The sequence below is a fragment of the Vagococcus jeotgali genome (assembly GCF_035918315.1).
Classification (GTDB): Bacteria; Bacillota; Bacilli; order Lactobacillales; family Vagococcaceae; genus Vagococcus; species Vagococcus jeotgali.
Map to the genome: position 1 here is coordinate 832,952 of NZ_CP142146.1, position 14,790 is coordinate 847,741.

The 14,790-nt window shown below is 32.9% G+C and carries 13 protein-coding genes, 3 pseudogenes and 1 CRISPR repeat array; of the genes and pseudogenes, 11 read left to right on the forward strand and 5 right to left on the reverse strand.

The features are described 5' to 3' along the window. Positions 1-60 precede the first annotated feature (60 nt). Positions 61-1,446 carry an ISNCY family transposase gene (locus VSF34_RS04355; RefSeq protein ID WP_326716316.1) on the reverse strand — a complete coding sequence of 462 codons (1,386 nt, stop codon included), beginning with the start codon at positions 1,444-1,446 and terminating at the stop codon, positions 61-63. Positions 1,447-1,584: 138 nt separating this feature from the next. On the opposite strand from VSF34_RS04355, the gene cas9 reads away from it, so the two are divergent. The 5 genes and pseudogenes from cas9 to VSF34_RS04380 all read left to right on the forward strand — a co-directional run. Further along, the gene (gene cas9, locus VSF34_RS04360; protein ID WP_326717826.1) at positions 1,585-4,677 is read left to right on the forward strand and encodes a type II CRISPR RNA-guided endonuclease Cas9; all 3,093 of its coding nucleotides are present in this window, start codon (positions 1,585-1,587) and stop codon (positions 4,675-4,677) included. Then, a complete protein-coding gene (cas1, locus tag VSF34_RS04365) occupies positions 4,677-5,543 on the forward strand; it encodes a type II CRISPR-associated endonuclease Cas1 (protein ID WP_326717827.1) in 867 nt (288 codons plus the stop codon). Before cas9 ends, cas1 begins: the two co-directional genes overlap by 1 nt. After that, entirely contained in the window at positions 5,540-5,875 is a 336-nt protein-coding gene (gene cas2, locus VSF34_RS04370; protein WP_326717828.1) for a CRISPR-associated endonuclease Cas2, read from the forward strand. The genes cas1 and cas2 overlap by 4 nt, the downstream gene beginning before the upstream one ends. Beyond that, positions 5,868-6,533, forward strand: coding sequence for a type II-A CRISPR-associated protein Csn2 (gene csn2 / locus VSF34_RS04375; protein ID WP_326717829.1), 666 nt, complete (start codon positions 5,868-5,870; stop codon positions 6,531-6,533). Before cas2 ends, csn2 begins: the two co-directional genes overlap by 8 nt. 126 nt (positions 6,534-6,659) lie before the next feature. Next, positions 6,660-7,158: a CRISPR direct-repeat array (repeat unit 37 nt; unit sequence GTTTTAGAGCTATGCTGTTTTGAATGCTTCCAAAACT). 67 nt (positions 7,159-7,225) lie between these two features. Beyond that, positions 7,226-7,408 (forward strand): annotated as a pseudogene (locus VSF34_RS04380) (integrase core domain-containing protein); the annotation flags it as partial. Positions 7,409-7,467: 59 nt separating this feature from the next. Here VSF34_RS04380 and VSF34_RS04385 read toward each other — a convergent pair. After that, positions 7,468-9,168, reverse strand: coding sequence for an IS1182 family transposase (locus VSF34_RS04385; protein WP_370659271.1), 1,701 nt, complete (start codon positions 9,166-9,168; stop codon positions 7,468-7,470). Positions 9,169-9,365: 197 nt separating this feature from the next. Here VSF34_RS04385 and VSF34_RS04390 point away from each other — a divergent pair, with 197 nt between their 5' ends. The 5 genes and pseudogenes from VSF34_RS04390 to VSF34_RS04410 form a co-directional block, all read left to right on the forward strand. Continuing rightward, a complete protein-coding gene (locus tag VSF34_RS04390; RefSeq protein WP_326717830.1) occupies positions 9,366-9,575 on the forward strand; it encodes a PTS sugar transporter subunit IIC in 210 nt (69 codons plus the stop codon). A 128-nt stretch (positions 9,576-9,703) separates the two neighbouring features. Further along, positions 9,704-10,411 carry an L-serine ammonia-lyase, iron-sulfur-dependent subunit beta gene (sdaAB, locus tag VSF34_RS04395; RefSeq protein ID WP_326717831.1) on the forward strand — a complete coding sequence of 236 codons (708 nt, stop codon included), beginning with the start codon at positions 9,704-9,706 and terminating at the stop codon, positions 10,409-10,411. A gap of 14 nt (positions 10,412-10,425) precedes the next feature. Then, positions 10,426-11,307 carry an L-serine ammonia-lyase, iron-sulfur-dependent, subunit alpha gene (sdaAA, locus tag VSF34_RS04400; protein WP_326717832.1) on the forward strand — a complete coding sequence of 294 codons (882 nt, stop codon included), beginning with the start codon at positions 10,426-10,428 and terminating at the stop codon, positions 11,305-11,307. Positions 11,308-11,511: 204 nt separating this feature from the next. Continuing rightward, positions 11,512-11,619 (forward strand): annotated as a pseudogene (locus VSF34_RS04405) (IS3-like element IS1520 family transposase); the annotation flags it as partial. After that, a pseudogene (locus VSF34_RS04410) lies at positions 11,620-11,931 on the forward strand (transposase); the annotation flags it as partial. It lies immediately after the preceding pseudogene. Positions 11,932-12,139: 208 nt separating this feature from the next. On the opposite strand, the gene VSF34_RS04415 reads toward VSF34_RS04410, so the two are convergent. The 3 genes from VSF34_RS04415 to VSF34_RS04425 all read right to left on the reverse strand — a co-directional run bounded on the left by VSF34_RS04415 (position 12,140) and on the right by VSF34_RS04425 (position 14,231). Further along, positions 12,140-13,381, reverse strand: coding sequence for an IS256 family transposase (locus VSF34_RS04415; RefSeq protein WP_326717833.1), 1,242 nt, complete (start codon positions 13,379-13,381; stop codon positions 12,140-12,142). Between the two features lie 212 nt (positions 13,382-13,593). After that, a complete protein-coding gene (locus VSF34_RS04420) occupies positions 13,594-13,953 on the reverse strand; it encodes an IS3 family transposase (RefSeq protein ID WP_326717834.1) in 360 nt (119 codons plus the stop codon). Positions 13,954-14,069: 116 nt separating this feature from the next. Next, positions 14,070-14,231 (reverse strand): helix-turn-helix domain-containing protein, encoded by a 162-nt coding sequence (locus VSF34_RS04425; protein WP_326717835.1) that lies wholly within the window; start codon positions 14,229-14,231, stop codon positions 14,070-14,072. A 310-nt stretch (positions 14,232-14,541) separates the two neighbouring features. Between VSF34_RS04425 and VSF34_RS04430 the strand changes: the two genes are divergently transcribed. Beyond that, positions 14,542-14,685 carry a hypothetical protein gene (locus VSF34_RS04430; protein WP_326717836.1) on the forward strand — a complete coding sequence of 48 codons (144 nt, stop codon included), beginning with the start codon at positions 14,542-14,544 and terminating at the stop codon, positions 14,683-14,685. Positions 14,686-14,790: the final 105 nt, after the last annotated feature.

The window sequence follows — 14,790 nt, forward strand, 5'->3', positions numbered from 1 at the left end:
TTTACTGCGTAAAACTTGCACTAATGTGACCATTATTGGTAAAATAAGGTACTTTTTGTTTCAGGCTGTTTTTTCAGCCTCATATTCTTCGATAGTACGGTCAATACTTTGAAGATACCTTTTGAAAGACTCAAGTTTCCACGGATGTGACTGTGGTGGAATGTACTTGCGTCTTTCTTTTTTTATATCTGAAGAAACCCCATCAAACTCTTTTGAATAGGTCTCGTGGGTTTTTAATCGTCTAGTAGGATAAATTTTTTCTGCTATATTAACATAAATCTCCCCGTTAAAAGCTTTTATAATTAATGCTTTTGTTTTTCTTGTAAAATATTTGTCGCTACTACCTTCCATTGGAAGATAAAATTTATTTTGATACTTAATATGATGGCCATTATCGACTATACGATGAGAGACAGTAGCTAGTAATAAATTAATTTCAGCTGTTGTAGGAGAAGTTTCATAAACACTTTCTGCAGTTTTGTGACCAAATTGTCGATTAAACTTTCGAATCCATACAGATAGAAATTGATTAGCCTCCTCTATAGAATGTATATTTGCTATCTCAAGATCAACAGGCAATCTTGATTGCACTGTCCCATTTAAACGTTCTACACGACCTTTCGCTTGAGGAATAGAGGATGTTTTTATGTCAATACCTAATTGATGACAAGCAAACCCAAACTGCGTGAACGTATCTTCTTCTACAGCTTTTGTTGATTTTCTGTTGTACTCAAAGACGGTTCGTTTATCTGTTAGAAAAGTGGCAGGAATCCCTTGTTTTGTCAGAATTTGATGAAGAACATGGTAATAACCATTGAGCGTTTCCTGTTGGTCAAAATAAGCGCCAACAATATTACCTGATGCGTCGTCAATAGCTAAATGAAGATGAGTTATTTGATTTCCAAACCAATTATATGAACTAGCATCTAATTGAATTAATTCTCCTTTGTATTTTTTTCTAGGTCGACTAGGATGGGTCTTTTCAGGGAGTTCTAGGTAGTCTTCAGCTCTTGGAACCAATAGGTTCTCTGATTGTTTGGTTTGTTGACCTTCTTGCTTTATTAATTGTTTGAGTCTTCTTTTTGTCTTTTTTTGAGCCTTTGGTGAAAGTATTTTTGCTTTGTACAGGATGCTTCTAATTGTAGTATCTGTATAACAGATATGATGGTCGTTTTTCAGTATTTCAGTAAAATGCCTAATATTTGGTTTAATACTAAACGATTGATAACTAGTGATTATTTGTTGTTTTACTTTTTCAGGCACAGAGTGCTTATTTTTTCTCCCTCGATTTTTATGGACAAATGCTGATTTACCATTTTCCCTGTATGATTTCACTAAACGGTTAATTTGTCGTATAGATAAATTAAGTTCAACACTAGCTCTCTTTTTTTGTTTTTTATTTTCAGCGACAGCTTTAATAACTTGATACTTTTTGGTTTCATTCATTGTTAGATTTATCCTTTTCATAAAGTTATTTTATCATTTTGGGACATTTTGTCTTTCGACCTACTTAGGACATTATCACTTTCGAATGATATACTAGCGGCAAGAAATGTCTATGAAGCGATTCAACTATCAGATATTTTGTCAACTAGAGATGAGAATACCAAGGCGAAACTATCTTCTAGTATGATAGAGAGATATTCTGATCATAAAGAGGATTTAGAGAAGCTGAAAGAATATATGAAAGCTCATCAGCCAAAAGACTACTATCCAATGTTTAAAGATGAGAAAAAAGACGGTTATGCAGGGTATATTGACGGGAAAACAACGGAGGAGAACTTTTATAAGTTTCTTAAAAAGACTCTTGTAAAAAACGCGGAAACGGAACCTTTCTTAGAAAAAATCGAACGTGAAGATTTTCTTAGAAAGCAACGTACCTTTGATAATGGTGTGATTCCTCATCAAGTTCATGTGGGTGAGTTTAAAGCTATTTTAAATAATCAGGAAAAGTACTACCCATTTTTAAAAGAGGAAAGAGAGAAGTTAATTAGTAATGTGACGTTTAGAATACCTTACTATGTTGGGCCACTAGCACAAGAGAATAATAAAGGTGACTTTGCTTGGCTTGTTAGACGTAGTGAGGAAGCTATTACCCCACTTAATTTTAGTGATGTGGTAGATGAAAAAGCTTCTGCCACAAAATTTATTGAGGAAATGACTAATTTTGATACCTACTTACCAACAGAGAGAGTCTTACCTCAACATAGTTTAATCTATCAGCGTTACACGGTGTTTAATGAGCTAACTAAAGTGTCATTTGAAGATGACAGTGGGCACGTTTATAATTTGTCAGGAGCAGAAAAAATTGATATCTTTAATGACTTATTTAAGGTAAAGAAAAGAATTACTGCAACTGATCTGATAGATTATTTAGAAAATAAGCATCAATATCACGGTGTTAAGATTGTTAGAGGGTTAGACGAAGGGAGATTTAATGCGACTTATAGTACCTATATTGATTTTGTTAGTAAGCATGTTGATAAAAGTGTGTTAGATGATCCTAGACATGAAGACGACTTTGAGGAAATCATTAAAATTTTGACGATTTTTGAAGACAGACCTATGATCAGAGAACAACTTGCTAAGTATGATGACATATTATCTACTCAGGCACTAAAAAAATTAGAGAAGCGACATTTCACTGGTTGGGGAAGACTATCTAGAAAATTACTAGTAGGAATCAAAGATCAGGAAACTAAGAAGACAATCATGGATTTCTTAATCACAGATGATGGTGGTAAAAAGCATATTAACCGAAACTTTATGCAGTTAATTAATGATCCCGCGCTTAGCTTTAAAGACGAGATAGCACAAGCCCAACAAGAAACGGATATGTCTGATTTAGACAAAGTTGTCAGTAAGTTACCAGGAAGTCCTGCGATTAAAAAAGGGATTTTACAAAGTTTGAAAATCGTTGAAGAAATCGTTGAGATTATGGGGTATAACCCGTCCAATATTGTAGTAGAGATGGCAAGAGAAAATCAACGAACAAACCGAACTCAAACAAGGTATAAACAATTAGAAAAAATGTTGAAAGAGCTAAAAAGTAAGATATTGGAAGAACATCCAACAGATAACCAAGCTCTACGGAATGATCGATTGTATTTATATTACCTACAAAACGGTCGAGATATGTATACAGGACAAGAGTTAGATATTCATAAGCTAGAACACTATGATATAGATCATATTATCCCTCAAAGTTTTATTGTAGATAATTCTATTGATAACTTAGTTCTTGTGTCATCTAAAGGAAATAGAGGGAAATCTGATGATGTACCAAGCCAAAAGGTTATAGATAAAAACATAGGATTTTGGAACCAATTAGTAAAAGCTAAATTAATGAGTGATCGTAAATATGCTAATTTAACTAAAGGTGCGCTGACGGATGCTGACAAAGAAGGATTTATCCGTAGACAGTTAGTTGAAACAAGACAAATTACAAAACATGTGGCTCAGATTCTTGATAGTAGATTTAATACTGAAAAAGATGAAAAAGGACAAATTATTAGAGATGTCCCAATTTTAACGTTGAAATCTTCTTTGACCAGTCAATTTAGGCAACAATTTAACATTTATAAAGTACGTGAGATTAATGATTATCATCATGCTCATGATGCTTATTTAAATACTGTAGTGGGAAATACCCTTTTAAAAGCCTACCCTAAACTAAGGGCAGAATTTGTTTATGGTGAATTTTCAAGTACAAGATTAAAGTCTAGAATGACTGCTACAGATAAAAAGAATTTTTACGGGAATATTATGTCAATCTTTAAAAAAGAAGAAAGTATCAATGCCGAGACCGGGGAGGTTTACTGGTCTAAGCGAGATATTACTCAAGTCAAAAAAGTGATTGGCTACAATCAAATGAATATTGTGAAGAAAGTTGAGAAGCAGAAAGGACAGTTTACCAACGAGTCTATAATGCCAAAATCTGATTCTAAAAAGTTGATTCCTCGAAAAACAAAAGATAAAGAGTGGTCGACCGAAAGTTATGGCGGTGTGATCAGTCCAACGATTGTTTATTCAGTTTTTATTGAATACAAAAAAGGTAAAAAAGAAGTAGTGACAAATGATGTAATAGGTATCCCTTTAATGGACCAACGAGACTATGAGAACAACCGACTAGATTATTTAGAGACAAAAGGTTTTCTTGAAGCCAGAGTTTTATTTGAATTACCTAAGTACTCTTTATTTGAGATGAATGATGGTAAAAAGCGGTTATTGTCAAGTGCTGGTGAATTACAAAAAGGAAATCAATTAGTTCTACCAGAAAAATTAGTTAAAATACTTTATTACTCTAATCAAGTAACTCAAGGTAGAGATAGTTACTTGGAATATTTAGAGGGATACGAGGATAATTATGACCAAATATTAGACATAGTCAAATTATTTTCAGAAAAATATATCTTGGCTCAAAGTAATCTAAATAAAATTGAATCCCTATACTTTAATAATAAAAATAGCCCTATAAAAGAAAAAGCTGAATCTATGATCAATCTTTTAAGGTTTACTCAAATGGGTGCACCAGCTGAGTTTAAATTTTTTGGCGAAAATATCCCAAGAAAAAGATATACTGGAAAATCGGATATGACTGAACTCTTTGATGCCACACTTATTTATCAATCTATCACAGGTCTTTACGAAACTCGTATGAAAGTGAGTGATATGTAATGGGATGGCGGGTTGTTGTTGTTAACCAACATTCAAAACTAAAGTATAAAAATAATCATTTAATTTATAAGTCAATAGATCAACATGAGATGATTCACTTATCAGAAATTGATGTTTTGATTTTAGAAACAACAGATATTACTTTAACGACTATGCTAATTAAACGATTAGTTGATGAAAATATTTTAATGCTATTTTGTGATGATAAACGCCTACCTATTGGTAAATTACTACCTTTTTATGCTAGACATGATAGTAGTTTACAGTTATCAAAACAAATAAAGTGGGAAGAGAGTGTCAAGTCAGTCGTTTGGACGGATATTATTTCTCAAAAAATATTAAATCAAAGTACCTTTTTAAGACAACGTGAGTATTTTGATAAAGCCGATGCTATTTTGTACTTTCATGATGATTTACAGCCCTTTGATACAACTAATCGTGAGGGGCATTCTGCTAGAACGTATTTTAATACTTTATTTGGAAATGATTTTTCAAGGGAGCAGGATAATGATATTAATGCTGGGCTTAATTATGGTTATACTCTTTTAATGAGTATTTTTGCTAGAGAAATTGTTAAAAATGGTTGCATGACTCAATTTGGTTTAAAGCACTCTAATCAATTCAATGATTTTAATTTAGCCAGTGATATTATGGAACCATTTCGTCCTCTTGTAGATGAGATTATCTTTGAGCATAAGAATGAAACATTTCAAGTAATGAAGAGACATTTGTTTCAATTATTTCAAGAAACTTACCGATATAACAATAAACAAATGTTTTTAACTAATATCATCAGTGATTATACTAAAAAAGTAATAAAAGCACTTAATCAAGGCGGGGAAGGAGTTCCTGAGTTTAGGATATGAGTTATAGATATATGAGAATGTTAGTTATGTTTGATATGCCGGTTTCAACAGCAATAGAGAGAAAATCTTATAGAAGATTTCGTAAGTTTTTGATCAACGAGGGGTTTATCATGCACCAGTATTCTGTTTATAGTAAAATATTACTAAATAATTCAGCAGAAAAAGCGATGATTGCTAGACTGAATAAAAATAATCCAGACAATGGTTTGATTACAGTTTTATCTGTCACAGAAAAACAGTTCTCTAAAATGTATTATTTATCAGGAGAGCTAGATACTCAAGTAGCTAATACAGACCAGCGAGTTGTCTTCTTAGGAGAGAGTTATGATTAATATAAACTTCCCAGTATTAGATGAACCTATTGTTATTGATGGGGCGACTTATCTAGTAGTTGAAGATCAATCACTATTTGCTCATTTAACTAAATTATTTTATCAATATGATGGCACTAGTGAACTACGTTTATTTTATAAAGATTATAAAGGAATGAAAACTAATGAAATCAGTGTAATTAGCGATATTTTTGGTTTTGATGTCAACCAGGCATCCGTTTTAAAACTGATTTACTCTGATATTGAAAATCAACTTAATGACCAACCAGAAATAAAAACAAAAATCGAACAATTAGCAAATACCATTACAACATTGATTGGTCATGAAATATTAAATCATGATTTAGATTTAGAGTATGATGAGATTACTATTCTAGAATTATTAAAGTCTTTAGGAGTGAAGGTTGAAACAGCGAGTGACACGATTTATGAGAAAATGATTGAAATACTTCAAATTTTTAAATATTTACCTAAAAAGAACTTATTAGTGTTTATTAATGTCACGTCATATTTTAATGAAATAGAATTAAAAGAAATAACAGAATTTGTTTCCTTGTTAAATATGGATGTTTTATTTTTAGAGACAACTCAAAAAACATATTTAAATCAGTATGTAGTAGATACAGATTTTTATGTTTATCAGTCTAATATGGTATAATAGAAGAGAGAAGTATTAGTTCTTTGAAAATAAAATATAACCAACTTTTAAATAAAGGAAGTATTCATAACTGAAGTTTTGCTATGGACGAATGGCGCGATTACGGGATCTCAAAATTTCTACGAGGTTTTAGAGCTATGCTGTTTTGAATGCTTCCAAAACTTTCGCTTGATTGCAGATGATAAAGATATAGTTTTAGAGCTATGCTGTTTTGAATGCTTCCAAAACTTAATATTTATAAGCCAGTTTATGATGACAGTTTTAGAGCTATGCTGTTTTGAATGCTTCCAAAACGACAAGGTGTTTTGAAATTAAAAACAACAAGTTTTAGAGCTATGCTGTTTTGAATGCTTCCAAAACAAGCCGGGTACAATTTAACGCACGGTGGCGGTTTTAGAGCTATGCTGTTTTGAATGCTTCCAAAACTTATAGATTAACTGCTGAGGCGTACAAAGAGTTTTAGAGCTATGCTGTTTTGAATGCTTCCAAAACTGATGGTGAGCAAGCCACGCCCGTTTTACGGTTTTAGAGCTATGCTGTTTTGAATGCTTCCAAAACTACTCGGATAATTGGAACACTGTTAAACGCGTTTTAGAGCTATGCTGTTTTGAATGCTTCCAAAACTCCATCTAAGTTTTTGGCTCTTATAATAAGATCACGGACAAAGTGTTCGATGATATAATCAATTAAACTTAAAACATTCCTATTCTCGTAAAGGATGTCCTGGTGATAACGCAAGAATAGAAAGTTTCCATTCAATTTTAAAACGTGAATACATTAATTTTCAATGTTTTCAATCCCTTGAAGAAGCGGTTCTAGGAATTGATACTTATATTCGTTGGTATAATAAAGATCGAATCTCTTTAGTAGCTTAGTTTTTCAATTTGTTATTGAAAGGCTTATTTGCTTTTGCCCAAAAAAACAGAATGATTCTTCATTTATCTAAATGAGGAATACTAACATCAATTTTAAGAGGCTGACCCAAAAGTCTCTTTACAGAAAACAAGCATTCCAAAATGAAACCTCTCATTTCAGAATGCTTGTTTTTTCGTGATCTCTTACTAATATCCTTCCTATTTTTTCTCAGTTTTCTTAAATTTAGTGCCATTAACGCAAATCCCAGCTCCTGTGAAATCTTATCTTTTCCTCTTACAGAGAATCGATTGAATGCCAAATTAGCCTTCAGATTTCCAAAGGCTGGTTCAACATCTATTTTTCTTTGACGATATATTTCTCCTGTGACATCCTCTTTCAAAAGCTCTCTTACGTGAGCTTTAAAATATTCCCAATTCCCATTTCTTTGAATCACTCGATTTTTACTACTCTTCGCACGAGTACATAATGCTCTAACTGGGCAATTTAAACAAGACTCACATTCATATATTTTAAGTTGTCTTTTGAATCCAGATTTATCCGTTCGAGTAGAGTAATTTCTAAATTTGACTTCTCGATTATTCGGGCAAATATAAGTATCTGCCAATTCATTATAAATCCAGTTATCTGGAATGAATGGATTTTGTTTATATTTTTTAGTGTGTTCTTTCTGATACATTGTATAAGTAATTAATGGAGTTCTTTCAAAATCATCTAAAATTGCTTGATAGTTTTCTTCACTACCATAACCTGCGTCTGCCACAATGTATTTAGGTAAGTCAAAATAAGATTTCTTGATAGTATCTAAGAAGGGAATCATTGTTTTAAAATCCGTTGGATTTGAAAATGTTTCATATGCTAAAACGTATTGATGATTGGTTGCAATTTGAACGTTATATCCAGGTTTTAACTGACCATTCATCATGTGGTCATCTTTCATTCTCATAAAAGTGGCATCATGATCTGTTTTAGAGTAGCTATTTCTACCGTTATAAATATCATGTTGTTCTTTATATTTTTGCTTTCTATAGATAAAGTCAGAAAAAGCTTTCAATGCTTTTTTAGGCTCTTTACGCTCAGAACGAAGTTCTTTTCTCTCTTGAACATCTGAAGTATTTTCAATTTTAGTGCTTAAATCACTTACTTTTATTTCCAACTCATCAATGATTTGTTTTAAATTTCCTGTGTTTAACTCATCATCTTCTGAACAAATAGATGGAATAATTTGCTCTTCTACAAGTTGTTGATAATAGGACTTTGACTTTTCTCTCAAAGATTCTTCATAACGTTGTGTACTCTTTTTCCAAACGAAGGTATATTTATTTGCGTTGGCTTCTAACTTTGTTCCATCAATAAAAATAGCTTCTTCATCAATTAATTGTTGAGAAACAAGCTGATTTCTAAATTGAATAAAACATTCTTGAAGTATCGGTTGAACCAGTGGGTTCACTCTGAATCGATTAATTGTTCTGAAGTTAGGTGTCTGTGATTGCGTTAACCACATGGCACGAATGCTGTCTTTAGACATAGCTTCTATCTTTCTGCCTGAAAAAATAGATTGAGTGTAGCCACACAGAATAAGCTTCAACATCATTTTTGGATGATAAGACGAAGTTCCCATTCGATGCTCAAAAACTGAGAACACATCCACAGGGATGCTTTCTACTAACTCATCAATCGCAAAAGCGATATCATTTTCTTCTAAATAAATATCTAAATTCAGTGATAAAGTAACCTGTTTCGTGTTATAATTCTTATACATAAATAGCACTCCTTTTTAGTTGGTTTCGTCACTTTAATTATATAGGATAGTGCTATTTTTTACGTTAAAAAAGGAAGAAAATCGAAAAAAGATTTTCTTCCTTTTAGTTTATTCTAGAGACTTTTGGGTCAGCCTCTTAATTATTTTATTCGACTACTTTTGTTCGTAATCTTGACACAAGAGCCATTTTAAACGGTATGTTATTCAAGAAAATGAAATTTGGTGATGACTCAACGGCATTAGCTGTTGCTATTGAGCCACTGACACAAGTAGACATCATCAGTTCAAACCCAGTTCCAATCTATGCAACAAATGCTGTAGCAGGTATGATCAATGGTATAATTATTACTTACTTTGGTTTACAAGTACCAGTCACAGGTATGGCACACCTTGGGCAGGTCTTTTAGTAACAATTGGAAATAACTCACCAGCTAAAACTATTGTATTTAAAAATTATAAAAAAGTTACTGTTAGTGAAATTAGAAAAGGCGAAATCGTATCTTAATAAAATATTTCATATAAGGGAGAGTACAACATGTCATCAGTAGCAGAGTTAAAAGTAGAAAAAAAAGAAAAAAAAGTAATGAACTTTAAAAGCTGTTTTAATGTTATTGGTCCTGTTATGATTGGACCATCTAGTTCTCATACTGCCGGAGCGATTGAAATTGGGAAGTTAGCTAACAAACTATTTCAAGGCAAACCAACCCATGCCCTAGTAAAATATTACGAATCATTTGCTGAAACACATAAAGGACACGGAACAGACTTTGCTATTGCTAGTGGTATCTTAGGATTTGAAACAGATGATGCTAGAGTACCAGCTGCACTAGATATTGCTAAAGAAGAAAATATCGACATTCAATTTGTTGAAATGTCTGGAGATAGTCCAGTACACCATGCCAATACAGCATGTATTACCTTATCTAATGATGAACGTGAAATTCACGTGACAGGTATCTCTGTTGGTGGTGGAACAATTGAAGTAAAATATATTGAAATTGAAGGGTTTGTATTAGAACCTCAAGGCACATTACCAGTATTATTAGTTATTACAAAAAATGAAATACTAAAAAAACAAATTGAAACGTTATTAGGTGATAATGGTATTAAAATTAACCAAATGACAGAATATCAAAATGGGGAAACGTTCTTATATCAATTTGATTTAGATTCTCCTCCATCAGATAAAATTAAAGATGATATTTATCATGTTAAAAAAGACAGTAAAATTATTCTATTATAGTCGGGGGTAAAGACATGTACAGCTCTATTGCAGAATTTATTAAAGAAGCAAATGAAACAGGTAAATCATTATCAGATTTAATGATTGAACAAGAAATGGATCATTCAAAAAGAAGTTATGAAGATATTTGGAAACAAATGGAGCGAAATTTAGATACAATGCAAGCAGCAGTTGAACGCTCTGTCATGGGTGATGGTGTGATGTCATCTACTGGTTTAACAGGAGGAGATGCGGTAAAAATTAAAAAATACCGTGAAAAAGGGAATACTCTTTCCGGCGATCGTATAATGCACGGAGTACAAGATGCTCTAGGGACGAATGAAGTAAATGCTGCAATGGGTGTTATTTGTGCCACACCAACTGCCGGAGCAAGTGGTACACTTCCTGGCGTACTTTTCCCAATTGCAGAACAATTAAAATTGAGTCGTGAGCAAATGGTTCGCTTCTTGTTTACATCATCATTATTTGGGATGGTTGTCGCCAATAATGCGATGATTGCTGGAGCTATGGGTGGTTGTCAAGCTGAAGTAGGTAGTGCCTCTGCTATGGCAGCTGCTGCAGCTGTCGAGGCTGCCGGTGGAACACCAGATCAATCAGAAATTGCATTTGGTATTGCAATGGGTAACTTATTAGGTTTAGTTTGTGATCCTGTTGCTGGTCTTGTTGAAATTCCATGTGTTAAACGTAACGCAATTGGAGCAGGTAATGCATTAATTGCAGCAGATATGGCTTTAGCTGGTATCGAAAATAAAATCCCAGCAGATGAGGTTGTTGAAGCCATGCGTAAAGTTGGACGTAGTATGCCAAGAGAGCTACGTGAAACTGGGCTTGGTGGATTAGCAGGCACGCCAACTGGAGAAAACATTAAAATGAAAATCTTTGGTCAATCACTATAACAATTAAAAATGAATAGGTTGTTGGAAATACTCCTGCCATCTATTCATTTTTAGTAGGTATATATGTAAAAGAGGCTGACTTTTTAAGTCAACCTTTTTTGCCTCTTATAATAAGATTACGGACAAAGTGTTCGATGATATAATCTATTAAAGGAGCTTTTTATTATGACAACTAAAAGATATTCAGAAGAATTTAAACAATCAATGATTTCACTTAAACACAGTGGCCGTTCAGCCACCTCTTTATCAAAGGAATATAACGTTAGTGTCTCTACAATTTGTAAATGGATTCAACAAGATGATCCTAGTAATACTAACGTGTTAGCAGCGAGTGTTATTGACCCATCTAAAATAAAACAATTGGAAACCAAAATTATTCATAGTGATATGGGAAGTCAGTATACAAGTGAATTATTTGAAGAAACTTTCAATCAATTAAACTTAAAACATTCCTATTCTCGTAAAGGATGTCCTGGTGATAACGCAAGAATAGAAAGTTTCCATTCAATTTTAAAACGTGAATACATTAATTGTCAATGTTTTCAATCCCTTGAAGAAGCGATTCTAGGAATTGATACTTATATTCGTTGGTATAATAAAGATCGAATCTCTTTAGCAGCTTAGTTTTTCAATTTATTATTGAAAGGCTTAGGGTTTGTCAAGTTAAGTGTGTAAATTCCTTAAAAATAAAAATAGAAACTCAATTTGACAATGAGTCGTCCTGTGATAATCTCTAGGAATAAGAGGGTATTTTTAATAAACCTCTTGTCCCGATAAAAAATCGCAGGACGAGAGACTCGTTGTCAAATTTTATATGTCTCACTTATTTTGATTAGTAACGATTATATTTTTCGACACGTTTTGAAAAAGAGTCGTTGACCGTTAATTGGTTAAGCACCATAGCCCAATTATGAACATGCCCACCTTCCCATTTACTTTGAAGTTCTTTCACTCGAAGATATAATAGCTTAAGAAGGGCATTCTCATTAGGGAAAGCTCCTTTTTTAGTTACCTTGCGGAAACTAGAGTGAACACTTTCTACAGCATTTGTCGTGTACATTATTTTTCGAATAGCTGAGCCGTAATCAAATAATTGTTCGACATGGTGGAAATTTCTTTTCCAAACATCAATAGCTCCAGGATAGACTGCCCACTTTGTTTGAAAGGTATCAAAAGCTGTTTGAGCCGCTTTTAAAGAGGAGGCACTGTAAAAAGACTTCATATCCTTACAAACCTCTTTATAACTTTTACTTGGCACATAACGAAGGGCATTTCTAACTAAATGGACCAGACAACGTTGAACGACAACACCTGGGAAAATAGCTTTGGCTCCATTTTCAAGCCCTGATACACCATCCATTGAAATAAACAAAATATCTTCAACGCCACGCTCTTTAATCTCATCAAAAATCTGCATCCATCTATTTTTCGATTCTGTTTGATTTAGCCAAAGACCTAGAATTTCTTTATTTCCTTTTAAATCATAACCAAGAATTGTATACACCGCACATTCTTTCACTTCATAATTTTCTCTTAGAGTGACATACATACAATCGACAAACAAGAAGGCATAGCATTTGGCCAGAGGTCTGATTTGCCATTCCTCAAGTTCTGGTAATATTTGATCTGTGATATCCGACACCATATCATGAGAAATAGTAAAACCATAAATATCTTCAATTGTCGAGGCAATATCTCGTTGACTCATGCCTTTGGCATACATAGAAAGAACTTTTCCTTCAATACTTGAAACGTCTCTGCTTCTTTTAGGAATAATTTCTGGCTCAAAAGAAGCGTCTCTATCTCTAGGAACCTGAATGTCTAATTCACCAAAACTTGTTTTTAATTTTTTATTTCCATATCCATTCCGTCTGTTTTGAGTTTCTTTTTCTTGTCTTGACTGATTCTCATAACCTAAATGATTATCTAATTCTCCACGAAGCATTGCTTCAAATATCGGTCCAAAAACATCTTTTAGGGCTTCTTGCATGTCTTCAACCGATTCTGGTTGATAGGCATCAATAATTGATTGAGCTAACTTCGCTGATTTTTGATCTTTTTTCTTTTTTGTCATGACTTACCACTCCTTTAATCTATTGTAAAAAAAGAAAAACCGCGAAGCAACCCACTACCTAGGATGGTAGGTTACTTACACGGTTTATATTACACTCTCAAGGCTTATTTGATTTTGCCCAAAAAACAGAATGATTCTTCATTTATCTAAATGAGGAATACTAACATCAATTTTAAATCAAGTTAAAAGGAGATTAACTTGATTTAATTATTTTATTCGACTATTTTTATCCGTAATCTTGACACAAGAGCCGCTTCTATAGGTTGCATTTTATCAAATTGACGTGATAAAACATTATCGATTTTCTGTTCATTTTTACTCGTTGCTTGAGGCTTAATTTTCAGTGTTGTGTAGCTTGAAATGAAATTAAACTTATTCATGATTCGTCGTATCCTTCTTCTTGAAACAATTAATCCTTGATCGTTTAAATCATCTTTAATTCTTCTTGTTCCGTAGGAGTTACGGCTATCTGTAAATGACTCAATGACTGCTTTTTCAACAATAGCTTCTGATTTTTTTCTTTTGACTTCATAATAATAAGCTCCACGAGAAATTTCTAATTTTCGACACATCGCTGATACACTATCCTTCTTTTTGTTTTCCCTAACAACTTCTACTTTCGTCCGAATATCAGCGCCGCTTGCTTTAAAATATCATTCTCCATCATCAGTTCTTTATTTATTTTTCGTCATTCACGCAACTCTTTTTCTTCTGGCGTCAAATTATCTTTCTCTTTGAATGATCCTGACTGATTATATTGTTTTACCCATTTATCAAAGGTTGATGGTGTCAGGTCATATTCTCTTAAAATATCTTTTCTAGGTTTTCCTGATTTATGCAGTTCCACCATTTATTTCTTAAATGATTCTTTGAAGGTCCGTCTTGGTTTTTCTGTTAGTTGTCATGAAATAAGCTCCTACTTTGTTTTTTATTAAGTATAGACACCTTATCTTTATTGTTCAACTAAGTGTAACCTATTCACTGGTATCTTTTTAGTTAGAGTAGAAGATAATGATATTGTCCATTACTTTAATGATATAGCACGAATTAATAATCACAAGGGCCAAAATACACCAGTTGTTACAAATGTTGAAGAAGCAGGAGATATCATATCTAAATATCGGGACTTATTTTTTGAACCAGGTGAAAGTTATGAGCTCATGTTTGAAAATTTCAACGGAGAATATTATGAAGCTAGAACTCTGGGTAGTCCTATTGTTACTATCTTTAGAGTCTATCCTAATGGTGACTTGTATTATAGAAAACCCACGTTTGAGACGGATGATTTTATAAAAGATAATTAATCTCCTTCTAACTTTTAAATCTTGCTCTTTAAAAAAAGACTATTAATAAGTGACTAAATATTTGTTATACTTAAGTCATATCATACAGATATGTGGTTTAGTGCT